Origin of the sequence: Luteibacter anthropi, from assembly GCF_011759365.1 — a bacterium.
GTDB classification, from domain to species: domain Bacteria; phylum Pseudomonadota; class Gammaproteobacteria; order Xanthomonadales; family Rhodanobacteraceae; genus Luteibacter; species Luteibacter anthropi.
Map to the genome: position 1 here is coordinate 200,639 of NZ_JAARLZ010000001.1, position 21,729 is coordinate 222,367.

The 21,729-nt window shown below is 62.3% G+C and carries 18 protein-coding genes; 8 read left to right on the plus strand and 10 right to left on the minus strand.

Annotated features, from left to right (window positions below; all coding sequences use genetic code 11):
* The first annotated feature begins 11 nt into the window (after positions 1-11).
* Positions 12-677: a response regulator transcription factor gene (locus tag HBF25_RS00815; protein ID WP_341778003.1), complete on the plus strand. Its 666-nt coding sequence runs from the start codon at positions 12-14 to the stop codon at positions 675-677.
* A 74-nt stretch (positions 678-751) separates the two neighbouring features.
* Here HBF25_RS00815 and HBF25_RS00820 read toward each other — a convergent pair whose 3' ends face one another.
* A complete protein-coding gene (locus HBF25_RS00820) occupies positions 752-4,213 on the minus strand; it encodes a PAS domain-containing hybrid sensor histidine kinase/response regulator (RefSeq protein WP_341778004.1) in 3,462 nt (1,153 codons plus the stop codon).
* A gap of 92 nt (positions 4,214-4,305) precedes the next feature.
* Here HBF25_RS00820 and HBF25_RS00825 point away from each other — a divergent pair, with 92 nt between their 5' ends.
* Both HBF25_RS00825 and HBF25_RS00830 read left to right on the plus strand, forming a co-directional pair.
* Positions 4,306-4,923, plus strand: coding sequence for a 4'-phosphopantetheinyl transferase family protein (locus HBF25_RS00825; protein WP_166945643.1), 618 nt, complete (start codon positions 4,306-4,308; stop codon positions 4,921-4,923).
* 142 nt (positions 4,924-5,065) lie between these two features.
* Complete coding sequence (locus HBF25_RS00830; RefSeq protein ID WP_166945644.1) at positions 5,066-5,809, plus strand: pyridoxine 5'-phosphate synthase; 744 nt, start codon at positions 5,066-5,068, stop codon at positions 5,807-5,809.
* A gap of 196 nt (positions 5,810-6,005) precedes the next feature.
* On the opposite strand, the gene HBF25_RS00835 is transcribed toward HBF25_RS00830, so the two are convergent.
* The 9 genes from HBF25_RS00835 to dnaA form a co-directional block, all read right to left on the minus strand.
* Positions 6,006-6,413 carry an ExbD/TolR family protein gene (locus HBF25_RS00835; RefSeq protein WP_166945646.1) on the minus strand — a complete coding sequence of 136 codons (408 nt, stop codon included), beginning with the start codon at positions 6,411-6,413 and terminating at the stop codon, positions 6,006-6,008.
* A gap of 6 nt (positions 6,414-6,419) precedes the next feature.
* On the minus strand, positions 6,420-6,833 hold the full coding sequence (locus HBF25_RS00840) for an ExbD/TolR family protein (RefSeq protein ID WP_166945648.1): 414 nt from the start codon (positions 6,831-6,833) through the stop codon (positions 6,420-6,422).
* 20 nt (positions 6,834-6,853) lie between these two features.
* Entirely contained in the window at positions 6,854-7,603 is a 750-nt protein-coding gene (locus tag HBF25_RS00845) for a MotA/TolQ/ExbB proton channel family protein (RefSeq protein ID WP_166945650.1), read from the minus strand.
* A gap of 60 nt (positions 7,604-7,663) precedes the next feature.
* The gene (locus HBF25_RS00850) at positions 7,664-8,212 is read right to left on the minus strand and encodes an energy transducer TonB (RefSeq protein WP_425483421.1); all 549 of its coding nucleotides are present in this window, start codon (positions 8,210-8,212) and stop codon (positions 7,664-7,666) included.
* Between the two features lie 321 nt (positions 8,213-8,533).
* A complete protein-coding gene (locus HBF25_RS00855; RefSeq protein ID WP_243852912.1) occupies positions 8,534-9,826 on the minus strand; it encodes a tetratricopeptide repeat protein in 1,293 nt (430 codons plus the stop codon).
* A 277-nt stretch (positions 9,827-10,103) separates the two neighbouring features.
* Positions 10,104-12,545: a DNA topoisomerase (ATP-hydrolyzing) subunit B gene (gene gyrB, locus HBF25_RS00860; protein WP_166945654.1), complete on the minus strand. Its 2,442-nt coding sequence runs from the start codon at positions 12,543-12,545 to the stop codon at positions 10,104-10,106.
* A 69-nt stretch (positions 12,546-12,614) separates the two neighbouring features.
* Positions 12,615-13,697: a DNA replication/repair protein RecF gene (gene recF / locus HBF25_RS00865; RefSeq protein WP_166945656.1), complete on the minus strand. Its 1,083-nt coding sequence runs from the start codon at positions 13,695-13,697 to the stop codon at positions 12,615-12,617.
* 89 nt (positions 13,698-13,786) lie between these two features.
* Complete coding sequence (dnaN, locus tag HBF25_RS00870) at positions 13,787-14,887, minus strand: DNA polymerase III subunit beta (RefSeq protein WP_166945658.1); 1,101 nt, start codon at positions 14,885-14,887, stop codon at positions 13,787-13,789.
* A gap of 214 nt (positions 14,888-15,101) precedes the next feature.
* Positions 15,102-16,472: a chromosomal replication initiator protein DnaA gene (gene dnaA / locus HBF25_RS00875; protein WP_166945660.1), complete on the minus strand. Its 1,371-nt coding sequence runs from the start codon at positions 16,470-16,472 to the stop codon at positions 15,102-15,104.
* A 192-nt stretch (positions 16,473-16,664) separates the two neighbouring features.
* Here dnaA and rpmH point away from each other — a divergent pair, with 192 nt between their 5' ends.
* The 5 genes from rpmH (at position 16,665) to HBF25_RS00900 (ending at position 21,650) form a co-directional block, all read left to right on the plus strand.
* A complete protein-coding gene (gene rpmH / locus HBF25_RS00880) occupies positions 16,665-16,799 on the plus strand; it encodes a 50S ribosomal protein L34 (protein ID WP_045828244.1) in 135 nt (44 codons plus the stop codon).
* A gap of 14 nt (positions 16,800-16,813) precedes the next feature.
* Positions 16,814-17,194, plus strand: coding sequence for a ribonuclease P protein component (gene rnpA / locus HBF25_RS00885; RefSeq protein ID WP_166945662.1), 381 nt, complete (start codon positions 16,814-16,816; stop codon positions 17,192-17,194).
* Positions 17,195-17,259: 65 nt separating this feature from the next.
* On the plus strand, positions 17,260-18,948 hold the full coding sequence (yidC, locus tag HBF25_RS00890; protein WP_166945664.1) for a membrane protein insertase YidC: 1,689 nt from the start codon (positions 17,260-17,262) through the stop codon (positions 18,946-18,948).
* 52 nt (positions 18,949-19,000) lie between these two features.
* Positions 19,001-20,332 (plus strand): tRNA uridine-5-carboxymethylaminomethyl(34) synthesis GTPase MnmE, encoded by a 1,332-nt coding sequence (gene mnmE / locus HBF25_RS00895; protein WP_166945666.1) that lies wholly within the window; start codon positions 19,001-19,003, stop codon positions 20,330-20,332.
* Positions 20,333-20,606: 274 nt separating this feature from the next.
* Positions 20,607-21,650, plus strand: coding sequence for a virulence RhuM family protein (locus HBF25_RS00900; protein ID WP_166945668.1), 1,044 nt, complete (start codon positions 20,607-20,609; stop codon positions 21,648-21,650).
* The last annotated feature ends 79 nt before the right edge of the window (positions 21,651-21,729 follow it).

A 21,729-nucleotide genomic window follows, 5' to 3' on the forward strand; every position in this document is an offset into this window, starting at 1 on the left:
TGGGGCCCCCCGTGCAGGTTCTCATCGCCGACGACCACCCGCTGTTCCGTGACGCGCTCCAGCGTGCGGTGGTCGCGGCCGTGCCGGATGCGACCGTGCATGCGGCGGACAGCGTGCCCGCGCTGTTCGCCCTCATCGAATCGCTGCCGGAGGCCGATCTGCTGCTGATGGATCTGCATATGCCCGGCGCGCGAGGCTTTTCTGCGCTGGCGCATATCCGTGGCCAGTATCCCGGGCTGCCGACCATCGTGGTATCCGGACATGAGGAAGCGCAGATCGCACGACGTGCGATCGCGCATGGTGCCTCGGCCTATATTCCGAAGTCGGCGGCCGTGGACACTATCGTGGAGGCCGTACGCAGCGTGCTCGACGGCGACGTCTGGCTGCCGCCGCAGTTGGTGATCGGGCAGGCGGAACTGAAGCCCGACGAAGCGGACATGGCTGTACGTGTCGCGTCGCTCACGCCACAGCAGTTCCGCGTGCTGAACATGATTGCCGAGGGTCTGCTCAACAAGCAGATCGCCTACGACCTGGGCGTATCGGAAGCCACGGTCAAGGCACACATGACCGCGATCATGCGCAAGCTTGGCGTCTCCAATCGCACCCAGGTCGCCCTGGCCGCCAGCCACCTCGACGTAGAAAAAACACCCCTGCCGGAGTTTCCGGACTCCCTGTAGGAGCGCGCCTTGCGCGCGACCGGTACAGGGCCGTGCATGGTTCGCTTCGTAACGGTCGCGCGCAAGGCGCGCTCCTACATGGTGCGTTTGGCCAGCGCGACCAGCAGCGCGCGTAATGCCGCCGGCTTCACCGGCTTGTGCAGCAACGGATAACCCAGCTCTCTCGCGCGCTGTTTCAGTTCCGTGCTGCCATCGGCCGTGATCATCGCTGCCGGCGGCAATGTGCCCACCCGGGAGGCGAGATGCGCCAGCGCATCCAGGCCGTTGCTTCCCTCGGCAAGATGATAGTCGGCCAGGATAAGGTCCACGCGTGTCTGCCGCAGGATAACCTCGGCCTGTTCGACATCGATGGCCGTGCGGCAATCCACGCCCCAGCGCCCCAGCAACGCCTGCATGCCTTCGAGAATGGTCTCGTCGTTGTCGAGGCACAGCACCGTCAGCGGCAGCTGCTCGCCGCCCGGTCGTGCCACGGATGCCTTGCGCTTGCGTGCCACGGCGTTTGCCCGGGGCACGGTGATGGCAAAGCAGCTTCCGTGACCCATGCGCGAGCGCAGATCCAGCGGGTGTCCCAGGATGCCGGCGAGGCGATCGCAGATGGAGAGCCCCAGCCCCAGGCCTTTCTCGCCCCAGGGCGACGGACGCTCCAGGCGCTGGAACTCCCCGAAGATGCGTGCGCGCTGTTCTTCAGCGATGCCCGGGCCGCTGTCCCAGACTTCCACTCGCACGTCGTCGCCTACACGGCGCACACCCACCACGACACCGCCGACGCGGGTATAACGCAAAGCGTTGGACACAAAGTTGGCGACGATACGGCGCAGCAATTGCGGATCGGAGCGAACCGCCATCGCCGTTGGCACGACGCGCAAGGATAGTCCCCGCTGTTCCGCCACCAGGGCGAACTGCTGCTTCAGCGAATCGAACATATCCGCCAGCGCGAACGGCGCCACTTCCGGACGATAGCTACCCGCATCCAGCCTCGATACATCCAGCAATGCATCCAGCAGGTCTTCGGCTGCGCGGAACGAAGCATCGATGCGCTCGGCCAGCTGCGTGGCTTCGCCATCCAGGTTCGGATGATGTCGAAGCGCCGACGTGAACAGGCGCGCGGCATTCAGTGGTTGCAACAGGTCATGGCTCGCCGCCGCGAGAAAGCGCGTCTTGGATGCGTTGGCCGCTTCCGCTTCGCGCCGCGCAATGGCCGTGGCATTGAGCGCTTCGCTCAGTTCTGCCGTGCGATCGTCGACGCGTTGTTCCAGCGTCTCGTTGGCATCGATAAGCGCCTGCTCCACGGCCTTATAGGCCGTGACGTCGGTAAAGGTGGTGACGAAGCCGCCACCGGGCAGCGCGCGACCGCGCATCTCGATCACCGTGCCATCCGGCCGCACACGCTGGAACACATGCAGGGAGCCGGCACGCATATAACGGATGCGCTTGGCGACATGCTCGTCGACTTCACCCGGGCCGCACTCTCCGTGCTCTGCATTCCAGCGGATGAGGTCGGCTACCGGCAGACCGACATAGACCATGCCGTCGGGATAATCGAACAGCTCGAGATAGCGCCGGTTCCAGGCGACCAGGCGCATCTCCCCATCCACCACGCTGATGCCCTGTGACACATTCTCAAGCGTAGTGGACAGCAACTCGCGATTGAAACGCAGCTCCTGGGATGCTTCGTCCATGAGGGCCATCGCTTCGGCGATGTCGAGCCCCGTACCGGAGAGTGCGCCCATCAGGATGCGCCGCGCACTGGCCGCGCCCACGGCGCTGGCCAGCAGGCGTTCGGTGAACTGGATCAGCGAACGATCCGCGGCATCGCCGGGGGCCAGCGTGGCGCCGTGGCGCTGCCCATAGTCGCTGAAGGCACGTGCCGTCGCGCGCTCGCCGACGATGCGGCCGGCGATCGTGCCCAGGTCACGCACCGTCACGCGCCCCCGCCAGTCGCCGGCACCGCTGGCGCCACGTACGAAGGGATCCACGAACAGTGCGGCATGCAGACGTTCCGCCACACTCGGACGGAAGCGCAGTGAGATGAAGACCAGGCATGCCACATTGGTCAGCAACGACCAGAACGTGCCGTGGGTGACTGGTTCCCAACCACTCAGATGGAACAGTTCGGTCGGTTTCAGCCAGCCGATGCCGAAGGGGCCGTCGTCCAGCCAGGGTGAGGCTATCCAGCCCGTGCGGGTCATGGCGGGAAGCAACAGCGTATAGGCCCACACGGCGAAGCCCGCCAGCAGCCCGATATAGACACCGACCCGGCTGGCGCCGCGCCAGTACAGCGCGGAAACGATGGCGGGTGCGAACTGGGCGACGGCGGCAAAGGACAACAGCCCGGTGGCGGCGAGGTTCTCCGCGCCGGCAATGATGCGGTAATACGCATAGGCCATCGCCGCGAGGCCGACGATGGCAATGCGGCGAACAGCCAGCACCACGCCGGACAGGTCACCGCGCCGTTCCAGGCCCAGCCGCTCGATACGCAGCAGCATCGGCATGACGAGATCGTTGCTGATCATCGTTGCCAGCGCCACGGCCGCCACGATGACCATGCCGGTGGCGGCGGAGAAGCCGCCAACGAAGGCGAGAAGGGCGATGCCCTTGTTACCCAGCGCAATTGGCAGGTTCAGCACCCAGGCATCCACATGGCCCTGCGTGACCAGCGGTAGTCGCAGGCCTGCACTCACGATGGGCAGCACGCCCAGTGAAATCACCACCATGTACAGGGGAAACATCCACCGCGCACGACGCAGGTCGCGCGGGTCCGCACACTCCACGACGCCGATCTGGAACTGGCGCGGCAGGCAGAACATGGCGCAGAACGCCAGTAGCGTCTGCGCGAGGAAGCCGGCGGGCAGGCTGTTTTTTTCCAGTTGCAGCATCGGGGCGCGCAAGGTTTCCGTGAGGCCCGGGCCGTGCATCCACGCGTACACGCCGATGGCGACGAAGGCCAGCAGCTTCACCAGCGATTCCAGTGCCACGGCCAGCATCATGCCGTGATGGTGTTCGGTGGCGTCGATGCTGCGGGTGCCGAACAGGATCGCAAACACGGCAAGCAGCGCGGCGCACCACAGCGCGGTGTCGCCCGTCGAATCACCTGCGCCCAGCACGTTGAAGGACATCGTTACTGCTTTGAACTGCAAGGCGATGTAGGGAATGATCGCGATGACGGCAATGATGGCCACCAGCGCTGCCAGCCCATGCGACTTTCCGAAGCGCGCGGCGATGAAGTCGGCGATGGAGGTGATGTTGCGTTCGCGCGCTACCAGCACCAGCCGCTCGAACAGGCCGAAGCCGAGCACGAAGAGCAGCAAGGGGCCGAGATAGATGGGCAGATAGGAGAGGCCGGAGCGTGCCGCGGTACCGACGGCGCCGTAGAAGGTCCACGACGAGCAATAAACGGCCAAGGCCAGGCTGTACACGATGGGCCGCAGGCGCGGCTGGCGCGGATAGAGCGGACGGCGGTCGCCCACGTAGGCAACCGCGAAAAGCATGCCGACATAGAGCAGCGATACCAGCAGCAGCAGCCAGCCTGCGATCACTTCGATCCGTTCCCCGTGGAGCCCCTCGCCATTCTAGGGCTTCGATCCTGATGATGGGCGCCTCGACAGATCTTCTGCGCTAGCATCCGGGCATGCATCCCGATGTTCCTTCCCTCGCGTCCGATGAAATCCACGTCTGGCGCATGCCATGGTCCGGCACCACCGAGCCACCCTTCCTGTCATTGCTTACGGCCTATGCCGGCGACGGGGCGCCCGCGGTCGTCCGGGGCGAGCACGGCAAGCCTCTCTGGCCCGCCCCGTGGAGCCAATGGGGATTCAGCTGGTCGCACAGCCGGGATACGGCGTTGTTCGCGATAGGCCGGGGTACCGAAGGATTCGAGCTGGGCATCGATGTCGAGCGTGTGCGCCCGCGGCCACGTGCACTGGAGCTGGCGCGTCGGTTCTTCGCTGCCGATGAGACGGCCTACCTGGAACAACTCCCTGCAGACGCGCTATTGGCTGCCTTCCTGGACCTGTGGACGGCCAAGGAGGCCGTATTGAAGGCACAAGGAGGGGGCCTCTCCTATGGATTGCACCGCGTCGCTTTCCGTATCGATGACGGCAACCTGCGTCCGGAGGCCTTTGATGGCGAGGTGGCACCTGCCGCGGCCTGGCAGGTCCGGCCGCTGGCGCTTGGCGAGGGCCTGGTGGCTGCATTGGCCTGGCGCGGCCCTGAACGCCGGATTCGCGTCTTCACATATCCGCTTTGAACCTTTTCGCCGTGAGATGTGTCTGATCTTGCGTGTGTGTGGAGCCGTGAGTGCGCCACATGGATGTTGCGCGTTATGCTGGGAAGACAGTCATTACGCACGTCGCGTTGGCGACGTGCGTTTTTTTTGTTCAGGACCGTCGATGACCCTTCTCAGTGTCAACCTCAACAAGATCGCCGTCCTTCGCAATTCGCGTGGCGGTAACGAACCGGATATCGCTACTGCTGCGAATACCTGCATTGATGCTGGCTGCGGGGGGCTTACCGTGCATCCACGCCCGGACATGCGCCATGTCACGCCGGCGGATGTGCGCACGCTGGCCGGCTTGTTGCGCGGGCGCGTGGAATACAACATCGAGGGCAATCCTTTCGCTGCCGCGCGCGGCGCTTATCCGGGTCTTGTCGAACTGTGCCGCGAGGTGAAGCCGACGCAGGTCACGCTGGTGCCTGATGGCGACGGACAGATCACGTCCGATCATGGTTTCGACCTGACGAAGGACATCGAGATCCTGAAGCCCGTGGTCGCCACGTTTCGTGAGATCGGTTGCCGCGTGAGTGTGTTCGTCGATGCGGGAGCCGAGGGTTTCGAAGATGCCGTGAAAATCGGCATCCAGCGCGTCGAGCTGTATACCGGGCCTTATGCCAAGGCATTCGCCGATGGCGATGCGCGCAAGGAAATCGCTTCCTTCGCCAATACGGCGCAGCGTGCACAACAGGCGGGTCTGGCTGTGAATGCCGGGCATGATCTCAGCCAGGACAACCTCGGCACGTTCAAGTCGGCCATTCCCGGGCTGGCTGAAGTGTCGATCGGGCATGCGTTGATCAGCGAGGCGCTGTATCAGGGGCTGACGCCTACCGTGAAGTCGTATTTACGGATTTTGTCCTGAGGTTTTGTGTGGTGTGGCGTGTCGCCTGATCGGTCGCGCGCAAGGCGCGCTCCTACAAAAGCTGCCCTGCGCGCGACTCTTGTAGGAGCGCGCCTTGCGCGCGACCGTCCCGAAGCGATACGCACATCCTTCCCGCGAGCATAAAAAAACCCCGCCCAAAAGGCGGGGTTTTTAGGTCTTACGGACGAGCGACCGATCAGTTCGAGTTAACGAAGCCGATCTTGGTCAGGCCCTGGCCCTTGGCGTCGGAAAGCACGCGTGCCACGACCTCGTACTGGACCGCGTCATCGGCGTCGATCTGCAGTTCGGGCTGGTTGGACTGCTGGGCAATCACCGCGATCTGAGCTTTGAGGCCCAGCTCGTCGACCGGCGTATCGTTCCAGTAGAGCGAACCATCCTGGCGAATCTGCAAATGGACGGGATCCGGCGGATTCTCGGGGTTGACGATGTTCGGGTTCGGCTGCGGCAGATCGATCTTGATCTTATGCGACAGCATCGGCGCCGTGATCATGAAGATGATCAGCAGAACCAGCATCACGTCGACGAGCGGCGTGACGTTGATATCGGCCATCGGGCCACCGGAGTTGCCTGAGCTGAATGCCATGTTCGCTTACTCCTTGCCAGTCGACATGAAGCCGACGTGGACCATGCCGGCGTCCTTGGCGTCGCCAAGGATCTTCTTCACCACCTTGTATTCGGTGGTGCGGTCGGCACGGATCTGGAGTTCCGGCTGCGGCGACTTCGCCGCCGCAACCGCAAACTGGGCCTTCAGCTCTGCCTCGGTGACTTCACCGTCATTGAGGAAGTACGTGCCGTCCGGCTTGACCGCGAGATCCATCGGCTCCACCGGGGTGTCATCCTTAACGTTCGGATTAGCCTTCGGCAGATCGATCTGGACCTTATGGGACATCAGTGGTGCCGTGATCATGAAGATGATCAGCAGAACCAGCATCACGTCGACGAGCGGCGTGACGTTGATTTCTGACATCGGCCCACCGGAGTTGCCCCCGCTGCTCATAGCCATGGGTCAATTCCTCTAGCTAATTACTTCGTGCCTTCGACACGGGCGCCCGTGGCGAAGAAGTCGTGCAGGTCGTGCGCGAATTCGTCGAACTGGGCGTAGGTCAGGCGGTTCGAGCGCATGAAGAAGTTATACGCAAGCACGGCCGGGATAGCGGTGAACAGACCGAACGCGGTCATGATCAGCGCCTCACCGACGGGGCCGGCGACCTTGTCCATGGAAGCCGAACCGGACGCGGCGATACCGATCAGCGCGTGGTAGATGCCCCACACGGTACCGAGAAGACCGATGAACGGAGCCGACGAACCGACCGTGGCGAGCAGGGTCAGGCCGCCTTCAAGACGCAGGCTCTCGCGAGCCACGGCCTGGCGCAGGGCGCGATCGATGAATTCCGAGCGCGACAGGGTTTCGGCGAGGCGACCGCCAGCAGCCTGCTGGTGGTGAGCGACGGCCGAAGCGGCGTCGAGCGCGATCTTCGAGAACGGTTCGCCCTTCGGCTGCTCTTCGAGCACGCGGATGGCTTCCTGGGTGGACGAGGTGCTCCAGAAGCCCTGGATGACCTTGTCGGCGCGAGCGCGCACCAGGCTGTTACGGATGAAGTTGGCGACGATGAAGTACCACGAGAGTACCGACATCACGACCAGCACCACGAACACAATCCAGCCCAGGGGGTCGAAGTTGTGGATGAGGTGGTCGAAGCCCATCTGCTTGAGGGCGTCGGCATTGGAGTTCTGACCTGGATTTGCAGGCTGTGCGGAGGTGTCTTGCAACATAACGCTACCCTTGGGAAGTCAAGCGTGAACTTAAAAGATGTAAGTAAGTGTGAGGACTACTTACAGCTGGTTTAGGTTGAACGTAACGGGGACACGTGCATAGCCTTCGACGGCCTGACCGCCTCGCTTGCCCGGGTTGAATCGCCAGTTCCTGGCCGCATCCTGCGCTGCCTTGTCCAGTTCGCGGAAACCGCTCGACTGGTCGACCTGGATGTCCTTCGGCGCACCGTCGACACCCACGAGGACCAGAAGTACCACCGTACCCTCATGCCGCTGACGTACCGCCTGCGGCGGATACTTTGGCGGGTTGCGCTGACGGTACGACAGATTCTCGCTCGGCGCGATATCCGCCGGCGGTGCAGGCGGCGCGGGAGGCGCCGGCGGCGGGGCCGGAACGGCATTCGTGCTCGCTTCTTCCACTGCCGGCGGCGGCGGAGCCGGCGGCGGCGGTGTCGGCGGCGGCTTCACCTGCTGAATGATCTTCGGCGGCGGCTGCTTCGGCGGCTCCGGCGGCGGCGGCGGGGGAGGCGGCGGGGGCGGCGGCGGTTCGATAAAGTCGACCTGCACCACCTTCTCCTTCTGCTTCTCCTGCGTCTTGGGCGGCGCCATGGGCGCGACCAGCACAAGGAAAGCGAACGAGTGCAGCGCGATGGCTACTGCCAACGCACTGGTGCGCCCCCAACTGAACGGCGCTTGGCCGGTTGATTCGTTACTTGAGGCCATCAGTCACACTATCAAGAGCTAATCAAGCGGAAGTGAGACCCGCACTGCACTTCCGGCGTTCGGCGATTGACATTGCCGAAAACGCAGGTTTCTGCAAGCGGAAAGATATGCAAGTTACACCAGCATATGGCGTTTGTATAGCACCTGAAGGGAAGATTTATGGCTTGCCATGTGATCTCCTTCAGGCACTTTACAAATGCCTGCCGATTACTTTGCAGTTTTCAACCAGGCGTTAGCCTTGGCAGCAGTTTCAGGGTCCTGAGCCGCGAGCTTCATGTCCGCGATAGCACCCTGCTTGTCTTTCTGACCACGCTTGGCTTCCGCGCGCACCATATAGGCCTGGCCCTTATGCTGCACACCCTTGCTGATGGCGTCCGTCGCGGATTTCTGGGCGGCGGCGTACTGGTTTTCCTGCAGCTGGACGCGCGCGGCCTTGAGGGCCGGCTCGCCATTGGTGGCAACCGCGGCGGCCTGCTGGTAAGCAGCCAGGGCGCCCTTCATGTCGTCACCGGTGACAGCGGCGTCACCGAGCAGGTTGTAGTTATCGGCGGTCTTCTGGATAACGCCCTTGGAGAAGCCTTCGTTCAGCACGGCCACGGCCTTGCCTGCATTGGTCTTCTGGCGATCCTGGTTTTCCTGGCCGTCGATCAGGTAGATCTTGGCGAAGTTGATGTACTGCTTTTCGTCCTTGATGGCGCCGGCGGCCTGCGCCTTCTGGTAGAGCGCGATCGCGTCCGGATACTTCTGCGCCTGGATCAGCGCCGAGGCGGCGTTGTTCAGCGCGGTGGAGTCGTTCGGGTTCTTCGCGAGCTCGTCGGAGGCCATGGCGGCGGCCTTGTCACCCTGGCCGGTTTCCGAGTAGCTGGCCATCAGGATCTGGTCCCACGAGGCCTGCGGCTTGGCGTCCGGCATGGCCTTCGCCTTGGTGATGGCGTTGATGGCGTCCTGGTACTTCTCGAGGCGGTAATCGATGTTGCCCTCGAGGCCGTAGGAGTCGGCCGTTTCCTTCTTGCCCTGGTCGCGCCATTCGTGCAGCGACTGCAGTGCCGGCGCGTACTGTTCGTCGGCCACGAGGAACTGGGTGTACATGTACTTCAGCTGGAAGTAGGTGTCGTTCGGCATGACGCCGATGTCGAGCGCCTGCTTCAGCGTGGTGATGGCGCCCTTGATGTCGCCATCGTTGTATTTCATGTTGGCCAGGCCCTGGAGGGCGAGCGCCTGGGCGTACTTGCTGCTCGTGCCCGAACCGTCGGCCAGCGGCGTGAGGATCTGGGTGGCCTTGTCCTTGTCACCGTTGTTGGCGGCGTCGAGGCCTTCATTGATGGCCTTCTGGTCCTTCTCGCTCTTGAGGTCGAGCTTGGGCTCCGTGCGAGTGGCGTTCGGGTACAGCGCCTCTTTCTTGTCCTTGGCCGGCGTATCGCGTGCAACCACTGCGCCGCTGACAAGAGAAAGTGCGATCGCGGTAGCGAGCGCCATCTTGCTGAAGGAACCCTGTTTCATTGACTGGCCTCTGTTGAAGGACTCGTCGCACGGTGTAGTGCTCCGGGGGACTACAGAGGTTAACCCGATTCGATTCCTAAGAACAAGTCGCAGCGCCACAAAAATTTACTGTCAAAACAATGACTTGTTAGAAGAATGTTGTGAGGGGTCCGGAATCGCGTCTTTTGGCTCTTGAAAACACCGTTTTCATCCCCCTTCCGGAACGCACCGCAGAAAACGCGAAGGCCCGATTGTCCAGGACAATCGGGCCTTCGTTTTCATCGTGATGTCGCCGGTGTTACACGTCGAGGTTGGCGACCTTGAGTGCATTGGACTCGATGAAGTCGCGACGCGGCTCCACGGCCTCGCCCATCAACATCGAGAACATCTGGTCGGCGGCCACGGCATCCTCGACGCCCACCTGGAGCATGCGGCGGGTTTCCGGATTCACCGTGGTCTCCCACAGCTGCTCCGGATTCATTTCGCCCAGACCCTTGAAGCGCTGGATGGTGCGGCCCTTCTTGGCTTCGTCGAGCAACCAGCTGCGCACCTCGGCAAAGCTCGTGACGCCTCGCGACGCATTACCGCGCCGAACCACGGCGCCCGGCTGCAGGCGAAGTTCGGCCAGCTGCTCGGCCATGGCATGGATGGCACGGTATTCAAGGCCGTTGAAGAAGGCCTGCGGCACGATCCAGCTGTGGCTGAGGCCATGCTGCATGCGCTCGATTTCCACCGCTGCACCCTGCTCGTTCAGCGCCGGACGGAAGCGCAACTTGTAGGTGGGCTTACCCAGGCCGCTGGCACGCAGGCGCGTCGCCACGCCATCCAGCCAGGCCTGCATGCGTGCTTCATCGGACCAGAAGGCCTCCTGGAGCGGTGCATGTTCGATCATGGCGTTCAGCGCTGCCGGATCGAAGCGGTGATTGAGGCGTTCGATCTGGTCCAGGGCCGTCTGAAAGTCGCGCAGGAGCTTTTCAAGCGTGACGCCATCGATGCCCGGAGCGCCCTCTTCCGGCATCAGCGACGCGTTGTCGACCGCGCTGGCAATCAGGTACTCGTTGAGGACGGCGTCATCCTTGATGTACATCTCCTGCTTGCCCTGCTTCACCTTGTACAGCGGCGGCAGGCCGATGTAGACATGGCCGCGCTCGATCAGCTCGGGCATCTGGCGGTAGAAGAAGGTAAGCAGCAGCGTACGGATGTGGGAACCGTCCACGTCCGCGTCGGTCATGATGATGATGCGGTGGTAGCGCAGCTTGTCGGGGTTGTATTCCTCCTTGCCGATGCCCGTGCCAAGCGCGGTGATCAGCGTGCCGACTTCAGCGGAGGAAATCATCTTGTCGAAGCGGGCCTTCTCGACGTTGAGGATCTTGCCCTTCAAGGGCAGCACCGCCTGGGTACGGCGATTGCGGCCCTGCTTCGCGGAACCGCCTGCGGAATCACCCTCGACCAGGAACAGTTCGGACAGCGCCGGATCCTTCTCCTGGCAGTCGGCAAGCTTGCCCGGCAGGCCGGCGATGTCCAGCGCGCCCTTACGGCGGGTCATCTCACGGGCCTTGCGGGCGGCCTCGCGGGCGCGGGCGGCATCGATCGCCTTGGAGGCGATGGCCTTGCTCTCGCCCGGGTTTTCGAGGAGGAACTCGGCGAGCTTGTCGTTGACGACCTGCTCCACGGCCGTCTTCACTTCGCTCGAGACCAGCTTGTCCTTGGTCTGCGAGGAGAATTTCGGGTCCGGCACCTTCACCGACAGCACGGCGATGAGGCCTTCGCGCATGTCGTCGCCCGACAGGCCTACCTTGGCGTTCTTGGCCAGGGCTTCCTTCTCGATGTAGCTCTGCAACGTACGGGTGAGCGCCGCACGGAAGCCCGTGAGGTGGGTGCCGCCGTCACGCTGGGGAATGTTGTTCGTGAAGCAGAACATCGTTTCCTGGTAGGCATCGGTCCACTGCATGGCGACTTCGACCGTGATGCCCTCGGAGAACGAGCTGAAGCTGATGACCGTAGGATGCAGCGCGGTCTTCAGGTGAGCCAGGTGCTGCACGAACGACTTGATGCCACCTTCGTAGGCGAAGATGTCCTTGCGGTCGTTGCGCTCGTCCACCAGCTCGATGGTGACACCCGAATTCAGGAAGGCCAGCTCGCGCAGGCGCTTGGCCAGGATGTCGTAGTGGAATTCGTTGTTGTTGGTGAAGGTGAGCTTGCTGGGCAGGAAACGCACCATCGTGCCGCGCTTCGGGCTGTCGCCCGTGGCTGAGATGGGAGCCACCGGCTCGCCATGGGCGTATTCCTGGTTGTGCTCCTTGCCGTCACGCCAGATGGTGAGCCAGAGCTTTTCGCTGAGGGCATTCACCACCGAGACGCCCACGCCGTGCAGGCCGCCGGACACCTTGTAGGAATTGGCGTCGAACTTGCCGCCCGCGTGGAGCACCGTCATGACCACTTCGGCGGTCGAACGCCCCTCTTCCGGATGAATGTCCACGGGAATACCGCGGCCATTGTCCGAGACGCTGGCCGAGCCGTCCTGGTGGATGGTGACCGTGACGTAATCGCAGTAGCCGGCCAGGGCTTCGTCGATGGCGTTATCCACCACCTCGAAAACCATGTGATGGAGGCCGGTACCGTCGTCGGTATCGCCGATGTACATGCCGGGGCGCTTACGAACGGCTTCCAGGCCCTTCAGGACCTTGATGCTGCCAGAGTCGTAGGCGTTCGAATTCGTCGGATCGATAGGTTCGTTCATGCGATGCCTGGTGATGGCGCCAGAGAGCTGCCCCGCTGCGGCGCGAGAAGCTTCGGGACAGTCGGTCGATTATAGCAAAGCCGTCACGGCACCCTGTTCCACGTGGAACACAGTGGCCGGTTGGTCGACGAGGGCTACGGGGATCTCGGTTCCCGTGATGAGGACCTGGACATCCCGCCCGAGAAGTTGGGCCACAACCCACTCTTGATGGGTACGATCGAGCTCGGATGCAAGGTCATCCAGGCAGACAACGGGCCATTCTCCACGGATTTCAGCGTGAAGCGACGCTTGTCCGAGGAGGCATGCCAGGGCACAGAGCTTTTCTTGCCCACGGGACAGGTGCTCTCGCAAGGGCGCGTGCTCGAAGGCGACCGAAAAATCTGCCCGGTGAGGTCCGGCGGTGGTGTGACCGCGGCCCATGTCCCTGTGGCGCCGTTCCAGAAGCGTAGTCGCCAGATCGGTCGTTTCGTCCCAGCCCGATTTATAGCGGATGCTGAAGGTGCCGAGTTCGGGAAGAACCTTGGTCATGAAGCCCTGGATATGGGGAAGCAACCGGTCGAGATAGCCCTTCCGGAAGGCGGAAATGGATTCCCCTGCCCCTGATAGTTCGTTTTCCCACGGATCCATGAGACTGGGGTCCATGGGCGGACCGCTTCGAAGCAGGGCATTTCGTTGTTTCAGGGCACGTTGATACCGGCGCCACTGTGAAACAAAACCATGTTCCACGTGGAACAAACCCCAGTCGAGGAATCGCCGACGTTCATCCGAAGCCCCCGCGATCAAATCGTGCGAACCGGGCTCAAAACACACCACGGCGCATTCCTGGACAAGTGCCCCGAGTGAAGCGGCCGAATCCCCATCCACCCTGGCCTGCCACCGGCCACTTTCACGGCCCAGGCCCAGCCGACGGGTACGGCCGTCGTTTGCAGAGACCTCGGCAAACACGGAAAGCGATGATGCGCCGCGCTTCAGGAGGACATCCCGGGAACCCGCGCGAAACGAGCGACCGTGGGACAGCAGATAGGCGGCTTCAAGAACGCTGGTCTTCCCTGCCCCGTTCGCACCGACAAAAACGTTGATACCGGGCGCCGGTGTCAGCGACACGCCATCCAGGCAGCGCAGACCATTGATCCTCAGCGTTTCGAACTTCATTCCCGGAACATCCCCAGCCTGTAACGAAAAACGCCGGGGTGTCGAAGACATCCCCGGCGTCGTGGGCCGAACTCTACCTTGTTCGCCGGTCAGAGGCGAAGCGGCATCACCACGTGGCGGGCCTCGTCGTTGCCTTCTTCCTGCAGGAGGCAGCTGGACTGCGCATCGCGCAGGTTCAGGCGAACTTTTTCACCACGCAGGGCGCCCAGGGCGTCCAGCAGGTAGCTCACATTGAAACCGACCGCCAGATCTTCCACGGAGGTCTCGGCTTCCACTTCTTCCTGGGCTTCTTCCTGCTCAGGATTGTGGGCAACGATCTTGATGCGACCGGCCGACAATTCCAGCTTCACGCCGCGATACTTTTCGTTCGAAAGAATGGCGGCACGCTGAAGCGCACTGCGCAGCACATCGCGTTCGATCGTGGCCTGCTTGTCGGCGCCAAGCGGAATCACCGCTTCGTAATCCGGGAAACGACCGTCGATGAGCTTCGAAGTGAACTGCACGCCACCGCGACGGACACGCAGGTGGTTACGGCCGAATTCCAGCTCGACGGTGCCATCCCCGGCTTCAAACAGGCCGACAAGTTCATTCACGCCCTTGCGGGGAATGATGATCTGGCGACGAGCGGATACGGCGCTTTCCAGCTTTGTTTCCTTGAGCGCCAGGCGGTGGCCATCGGTGGCGACGCAGCGCAGCGTGTGTTCCTGCAGATCCAGCAGCATGCCGTTCAAGTAGTAACGGACGTCCTGGTTGGCCATGGCGAAGGACGTGCGATCCATCAGATCACGCAGAACTTCTTCCGGAAGCGTCACACGCTCAACCAGCTCGATCTCGTCGATGGTCGGGAATTCATTGGCGGGCAGCGTGGCAAGCGTGAAACGGCTCTTGCCTGCGTTCAGCGCGATGCGTTCGCCATTCAACTTGATGTCGATGTTCGCACCGTCCGGCAGAGCCCGGACGATATCGAACAGCTTGCGGGCCGGAATCGTGATCTCGCCGTCCTGGACCTTGTCGGCCGCAGTGGTGGCGATCATCTCGACTTCGAGATCCGTGCCGGTAAACGAAACCTCGTTGCCGGAGACCCTGACCAGGAGGTTTGCCAGCACGGGTAACGTCTGACGGCGTTCAACGACGCCAACAACCTGCTGGAGGGGTTTGAGCAGTACTTCCCTCTGGATGCTGAATTGCATGCGTCCCCTACTCCTGCTTTTAAATGTTTTTAAAGATTTTATGTAGTGGTTGTAGGGCCGGTGGATATCTTGAGAAGTCCAAAAAAATTTATCATTTCATGAACTTAGCTAAAAATATCGACTAGCCAAACCATCCGGTTTCATGTGGGTGTCTTGTGGATAACTCCAAGGTCCAGAATCATCCTCCGTCCATCCACCTATTATCCACAGCTTCTCAGCCCGTCAATATGCGAATCAGCTGCTCCCAGTCCTGCCTCATGCGCACGTCCTTCTCGGTAAAACCGCGGATCGTGCGGCAGGCATGGAGCACCGTCGTGTGGTCACGGCCACCAAAGGCCTCACCGATCTCAGGCAGGCTGTGCTCGGTCAGTTCCTTGGACAGGGCCATGGCCACCTGCCGGGGGCGCGCCAGCGAGCGCACACGGCGTTTGGACAGCAGGTCCGAAAGACGCACCTGGTAGTAATCAGCCACCGTCTTCTGGATGTTCGGCACCGTGACGGCCTGTGCATGCGTGTTCAGCAGGTCGCGCAGGGTCTCTTCGGCGAAATCGGTGGTGATCGGACGGCGATAGAAGTTGGCTCGCGCGGCCAGCGTATTGAGCGCGCCTTCCAGGTCGCGCACGTTGGAGCGGATACGCCGGGCAAGCAGCATCGCGACGTCTTCGGAGACTTCCATCTCCTTGTCGGCCGCCTTGGAAAGCAGGATGGCCGCGCGGGTCTCGAAGTCCGGCGGCTCGATCGCCACCGACAAACCCCAGCCCAGGCGCGATTTCAGGCGCGGCTCGAGCTTGTCCAGTTCCTTCGGGTAACGGTCGCAGGTGAGGATGATCTGCTGCTTGGCCTCGAACAGCGCATTGAAGGTGTGGAAGAACTCCTCCTGCGTCGTGTCCTTGCCGGCGAAGAACTGGATGTCGTCGATCAGCAGCGCATCCACGGAGCGGAAGCGACGCTTGAAGTCGTCCATGTTCTTCTGCTGCAGGGCCTTCACCATGCCGCTGACGAACTGTTCCGAGCGAAGGTAAAGCACCTTCGCCTCGGGGTTGTTCCGCAGCAGCATGTTGCCTGCCGCGTGCATGAGATGCGTCTTGCCCAGGCCCGTGCCGCCGTAAAGCAGCAACGGGTTGTATGCCCTGCCGGGATTCATGGCCACCTGCATGGCGGCGGCCTTGCCCAGCTGGTTCGATTTGCCTTCCACGAAGGTCTCGAACGTGTAGTGGGGATCGAGGTTATGCACATGCGCAGGTTCTGCCGGGGACAGATCCTCCACGCGCGGCATGACGGGCGCCGGTGCCGGCGGTGGTGGCGCCACGGAAGACGCCGGCCGTGCCGGTGTCGGCCGGCTGCTGCCGAACGAGCCGATTTCCAGGCGTACAGGCGTGGCCTGGCCGCTCAGGTGCACGACGATGGCCTGGATTTTCGCCAGGAACTGCTCGCGGACGGTGTCCAGCGAGTACGGGTTAGGTGCGTAAAGATGCAGTCCGAAGACGTCTTCCCGGGCCTGCAAGGGCATCAGCCAGGTATGGACATCCTCGGCGCTCAATTCGCCTTCAAGACGCTCGAGACAGCGCCTCCACAGATCACTCATCAGGTATTCTTGCCACGGAAAGGGGCGCGTACGCGCGGGGTGGACACTCAAGTCTACCAGCGTTCCGTCCCCCACTCGGAGTTCGCCCCGGCGTAGCTCCGCCATCTGCCCGTGCCCAAGCGGTTGACAGTCTTCAAGATTGTCCCGCATACTCTCGGGCCTTTTTCACTCTTTACCCCGGATGTAAGCGCCATGAAGCGTACTTACCAGCCCAGCAAGCTCAAGCGCGCCCGTACCCACGGCTTCCGCGCTCGCATGGCCACCGCCGATGGCCGCAAGATCCTGAACGCGCGTCGCGCGAAGGGTCGCAAGCGTCTGATCCCGTAAGCGGTTCGCCAGTCGTGCGAGCCGCAGCCCTGCCGCGCGATGCGCGGCTACGCCGCGCCGCCGACTTCGCCGCATTGCGAACAGTCAGCGGTCGCCTCGGCGGCCGCTGTTTTCTTTTGCGCTTCGGAAACAACGAAGCCGGTACGGCCCGGCTTGGTCTGGCGATTTCCAAGCGCTGTTCGAAGCGGGCCGTCGATCGCAACCGCATCAAGCGCCTGGCGCGTGAGGCGTTTCGTCGCGTGCGCGAGGACCTACCACCCGTGGATATCCTCGTGATGGCCCGCGATACGGCGGTGAAAGAGACCGGTGCGAACCTCCTGGCCGAGCTGGACACCCTGCTCCGCAGGATCCGGCCGTTGAAGCGCGAGGGTGCCGACGGCACAATCGCGCGTTGATCTATCAAGCCCACCCGCCTTCTCCGGCCAGCCGGCCGAGGCGTCATCCGGATCTGGCCTAAGCAATGAATCAAACGCGCACGCTTCTTTTCTTCGCGCTCATGTTCGTGGCGTACCTGCTGTGGACCGAGTGGGAAAAGGACTACGGTCCCCACCCCCAGGCTGCCACGCCCGCCGCGCAGACCGACGCCGGCAAGAACGCGGACGGCAGCGTCCCGAGTGCGGCCAACCCGGCCAACGTGCCGAACGAATCGGCGGCCAGCGACGGCAAGGGCCAGCTGGTTACCCTGTCCAACGACGTGCTGCGCCTCACCATCGATACGCGTGGTGGCAGCATCGTTCGTTCGGAACTGCTCGCCTATCCGGACGAGCCGGTTACTAAGAAGAATCCCACGCCGCCGCCGGCACGCCTGCTGGACGACAGCCCGGAGCACTTCTTTGCCGCACAGGACGGCCTGGTGAGCAACACGGGTGCCGCGCCCGATCATCGTGCGCTGTTCCAGGCCGCCACCACCGAAGCAAAGCTCACCGATGGCGAAAAGTCCGTCAGCCTCGACCTGACCTGGACCGATCCGTCGGGCATCAAGGTGGTGAAGCGCTATACGCTGGGCCGCACCACCTACGTGGTCGATTTCGACCAGCGTATCGAGAACGGCTCGTCCGCCACCTGGACCGGCAACGCCTACCAGCAGTTGCAGCGCGTGCCGGCGCCGAAGGCGAACTGGTTCAAGGCCTATACCGATCCGGCGCAGCACAGCTTCTTTGGTGCCGCCTGGTACAGCCCGGAAAACAAGTTCGATTCGCTGTCGTTCCTCGACTTCGCCAAGAAGCCGCTCAACCACGCCTTCAGCGGTGGCTGGGTCAGCATGATCCAGCACTACTTCTTCGTCGCGTGGATTCCGCCGGCCGACCAGACCGTTACCTATAGCAGCAGCATCGTCGATCCGACCTCGGCCACGCCGCGCTATCTCGTACGTGCCTTCGGCCCGGCCATTCAGGTGGCGCCCGGCCAGAGCACCGACAGCGTTGCGCGCCTGTACATCGGTCCGAAACTGCAGGGCACCCTCGATGCCGTCGCGCCGGGCCTTGAGCTCACCAGCAACTACGGCTGGCTCACCATCATCGCGCAGCCGCTGCACTGGCTGCTCTCCCAGCTGCACGCCATCAGCGGCAACTGGGGCGTGGCGATCATCCTGCTCGTGCTGATCATCAAGGGTGCGCTGCTCAAGCTTACCGATGCGCAGTTCCGCTCGGGCGCCCGCATGCGCAAGCTTCAGCCTCGTGTCCAGGCGCTCAAGGAGCGCTATGGCGACGATCGCATGAAGATGCAGCAGGCGATGATGGAGCTGTACAAGAAGGAAAAGATCAACCCGATGGCAGGCTGCCTGCCCATCCTGATCACCTTCCCCATCTTCATCGGCCTGCTGCGCGTGCTGTCCGAGTCGATCGAACTGCGCCACGCGCCGTTCTTCGGCTGGATCCACGATCTCTCGGCACCCGATCCATTCTACGTGCTGCCGGTGCTGTACTTCCTGGTCACGCTGCTTACCCAGCGCATGATGTCCACGGTGGGCATGGATCCCACCCAGGCCAAGATGATGAAGGTGATGCCGCTGCTGTTCGGTATCTTCTTCGCCTTCTTCCCGTCGGGCCTCGTGCTCTACTGGACCGTCAACGGTGCCACCAGCCTGCTCCAGCAGTGGTGGATCAACCGCAGCGTCGACAAGGCGCACGAGAAGGCACGCACCGCGTGACCTTCCGGGCGGCGCGTCTTCCGACGCGCCGCCTCGTCATCGAGGACATCGCATGACCGACGGCGTCGACACCATCGCGGCTATCGCCACAGGCGCCGGCGCGGCGGGTGTCGGTGCCGTTCGTGTTTCCGGGCCGCTCGCTCCGGCTATAGCCACGCGCTTCCTTGGCCGCGAGCCGGCACCTCGTCATGCGCACTTCGCGGCTTTCCGCGATGGGGCAGGCGAACTGATCGACCGTGGCATCCTGTTGCACTTCCCTGCCCCGCATTCCTACACCGGCGAACACGTCGTGGAGCTGCAGGGCCACGGCAGCGCCGTACTGCTCGATGCCTTGCTTCGTCGCTGCATCGAGCTCGGTGCGCGGCTCGCGCGTCCGGGTGAATTCACCGAACGTGCTTTCCTGAATGGCAAGCTCGATCTTGCCCAGGCCGAAGCGGTTGCCGACCTTGTCGCGGCAACATCGCAGGCCGGTGCCCGTGCGGCCTTGCGTTCGATGGAAGGCGTGTTCTCTGCGCGTGTCGACGACCTGCTCGCCGAGCTCATCGAACTGCGCGTGCATATCGAAGCGGCCATCGATTTTCCCGAAGAGGAGATCGACTTCCTTGCAGACCCCATCATCGGTGACAAGCTTGCATTGCTGCGCAATCATCTTGATGAACTGCTGACGGAAACGCGACGCGGCGTCCGTTTGAACGACGGCATCGCCGTTGCCATCGTCGGCCGTCCGAATGCGGGCAAGTCGAGCCTGCTCAACGCACTGGCCGGCGAAGAGCGCGCCATCGTCACCGACATCGCCGGCACCACCCGCGACGTACTTCGCGAAGCGATCCATATCGATGGCGTCGCACTCGAACTGGCCGACACGGCAGGCCTGCGCGAGTCTGATGACATCGTCGAACGCGAAGGCATTCGTCGTGCACGAGCCCAACTCGAACGCTGCGATGTCGCCCTCCTCGTCACCGACGAAGCACATGCCGATACCGATCAGGCCTTTTTTCATGGTGTTCCGGCACACGCCGCACGTCTGGTCGTGATCAACAAGATCGACCTTGTGAGTCGTCATGCGCAACGTGAAGGCGATACGTTATGGATTTCGGCGCGCACGGGCGAAGGTCTGGATGCGTTGCGCTCACGCCTGAGGGAACTCGCCACGGCCGGCGCCGGCGAGGGCGCCTTCAGCGCACGGCGCCGTCATGTCGTTGCGCTGGAATCCGTGCGTGGATACCTGGACCACACGGCCGACGCCCTGCATGGCACCCGCTCCGGCGAACTTGCCGCCGAAGAGCTCCGGCACGCGCAGCAGGCGCTGGGCGAAATCACCGGCACCTACTCGTCGGACGATTTGCTCGGAGCGATCTTCGGGTCATTCTGCATCGGGAAGTGAGGTGGGGCTCAAGGACATTCATTGAAGTCTGCTGATGCGCCATTAATTCGCATAAATAAAGGGATTTCTGTCTGCTGAGTGATTCGGTGATACAGTCAAAGCCATCGCTGTTCGGGCCCCTGTATGGGGCCCAGCTCACTGTATAGCCTTCCAGAAGACCGCCGCGTTCGTCGAAAAATTCAAGGGGTAGGTGGGCAGATGTAACCGGCCAGAGTTATCGAACTGGCGTTAAAGCGTGCCTGGTCGACGTACAGACCACGTGGAGATACTCGGTATGAATGGCAAAAAATTGATACGCAACAGCACAGCCGAGTTTCTGATCTTCACTGGCCAGGCTGGCGAGCAGAGCATCGAGGCCCGCTACGAGGACCAGACCCTATGGCTGTCGCAGAAGCTGATCGCCGAGCTATTTGGTATAGATGTACGTACCGTCAGCGAGCACCTGAAGAACATCTTTGCCAGTCAGGAACTTATGCCTGAGGCAACTATCCGGAAATTCCGGATAGTTCAGCAGGAGGGCCAGCGGGAAGTATCACGGTCGGTGGACTTCTACAGCCTCGACGCCATCATTTCCGTCGGCTATCGGGTCAACTCCATACGTGCGACACAGTTTCGTCAGTGGGCGACCGGCGTCCTGCGTGAGTTTGCCATCAAGGGCTATGTGCTGGATCGTCAGCGAATGGAAAACGGCAGCTTCCTGGGCGAGGATTACTTCGAGCGGCTGCTGGCGGAAATCCGCGAGATCCGTCTCAGCGAGCGACGCTTCTACCAGAAGATCACCGACATCTATGCCACCAGCGTGGACTACAACAAGGACGCGCCGACCACCAAGGCCTTCTTCGCCAAAGTACAGAACAAACTGCATTACGCCATCCACAGCCATACCGCTGCAGAGTTGATCCGCAAGCGGGCCGATAGCAGCAAGCCACATATGGGATTGACGTCCTGGGCGGGCGCGCCCGAAGGCAAGATACTGAAAACCGACGTGGCCGTGGCCAAGAACTACCTGACCAAGGACGAGTTGGATTCATTGGGTCGTATCGTCAACGCCTATCTGGAACTGGCCGAGGATCGTGCTCGCCGCAAGATTCCCATGAGCATGGAAGACTGGTCCAAGCGGCTGGACGCCTTCCTAGAGTTTGATGACCGGGAAGTGCTACAGAACAGCGGCAAGATTTCTGCGAAACTTGCCCAGACACATGCGGAAAGTGAATTTGAGAAGTACAGAATTGTGCAGGATTGCCTGTTTGAAAGTGACTTCGACAAAGCAGTGAAAAAACTGGCAGCCGATGAGGCGAACATCAGAGATGATAAATAAACCTCTGGTCCGCTTGCTGCCTGAGGCGGCCTGTGATCAAGTTGTACGCGACACATCGCGCCCAACGGGAGAGCGATAA

Coding starts and splice junctions, on each gene's coding strand:
- HBF25_RS00825 (WP_166945643.1), top strand. CDS start 4,306: ATGCATCCCGATGTTCCTTCCCTCGCGTCCGATGAAATCCACGTCTGG.
- HBF25_RS00830 (WP_166945644.1), top strand. CDS start 5,066: ATGACCCTTCTCAGTGTCAACCTCAACAAGATCGCCGTCCTTCGCAAT.
- HBF25_RS00835 (WP_166945646.1), bottom strand. CDS start 6,413: ATGGCATTCAGCTCAGGCAACTCCGGTGGCCCGATGGCCGATATCAAC.
- HBF25_RS00840 (WP_166945648.1), bottom strand. CDS start 6,833: ATGGCTATGAGCAGCGGGGGCAACTCCGGTGGGCCGATGTCAGAAATC.
- HBF25_RS00845 (WP_166945650.1), bottom strand. CDS start 7,603: ATGTTGCAAGACACCTCCGCACAGCCTGCAAATCCAGGTCAGAACTCC.
- HBF25_RS00850 (WP_425483421.1), bottom strand. CDS start 8,212: ATGGCGCCGCCCAAGACGCAGGAGAAGCAGAAGGAGAAGGTGGTGCAG.
- HBF25_RS00855 (WP_243852912.1), bottom strand. CDS start 9,826: ATGAAACAGGGTTCCTTCAGCAAGATGGCGCTCGCTACCGCGATCGCA.
- gyrB (WP_166945654.1), bottom strand. CDS start 12,545: ATGAACGAACCTATCGATCCGACGAATTCGAACGCCTACGACTCTGGC.
- recF (WP_166945656.1), bottom strand. CDS start 13,697: ATGAAGTTCGAAACGCTGAGGATCAATGGTCTGCGCTGCCTGGATGGC.
- dnaN (WP_166945658.1), bottom strand. CDS start 14,887: ATGCAATTCAGCATCCAGAGGGAAGTACTGCTCAAACCCCTCCAGCAG.
- dnaA (WP_166945660.1), bottom strand. CDS start 16,472: ATGAGTGATCTGTGGAGGCGCTGTCTCGAGCGTCTTGAAGGCGAATTG.
- rpmH (WP_045828244.1), top strand. CDS start 16,665: ATGAAGCGTACTTACCAGCCCAGCAAGCTCAAGCGCGCCCGTACCCAC.
- yidC (WP_166945664.1), top strand. CDS start 17,260: ATGAATCAAACGCGCACGCTTCTTTTCTTCGCGCTCATGTTCGTGGCG.
- mnmE (WP_166945666.1), top strand. CDS start 19,001: ATGACCGACGGCGTCGACACCATCGCGGCTATCGCCACAGGCGCCGGC.
- HBF25_RS00900 (WP_166945668.1), top strand. CDS start 20,607: ATGAATGGCAAAAAATTGATACGCAACAGCACAGCCGAGTTTCTGATC.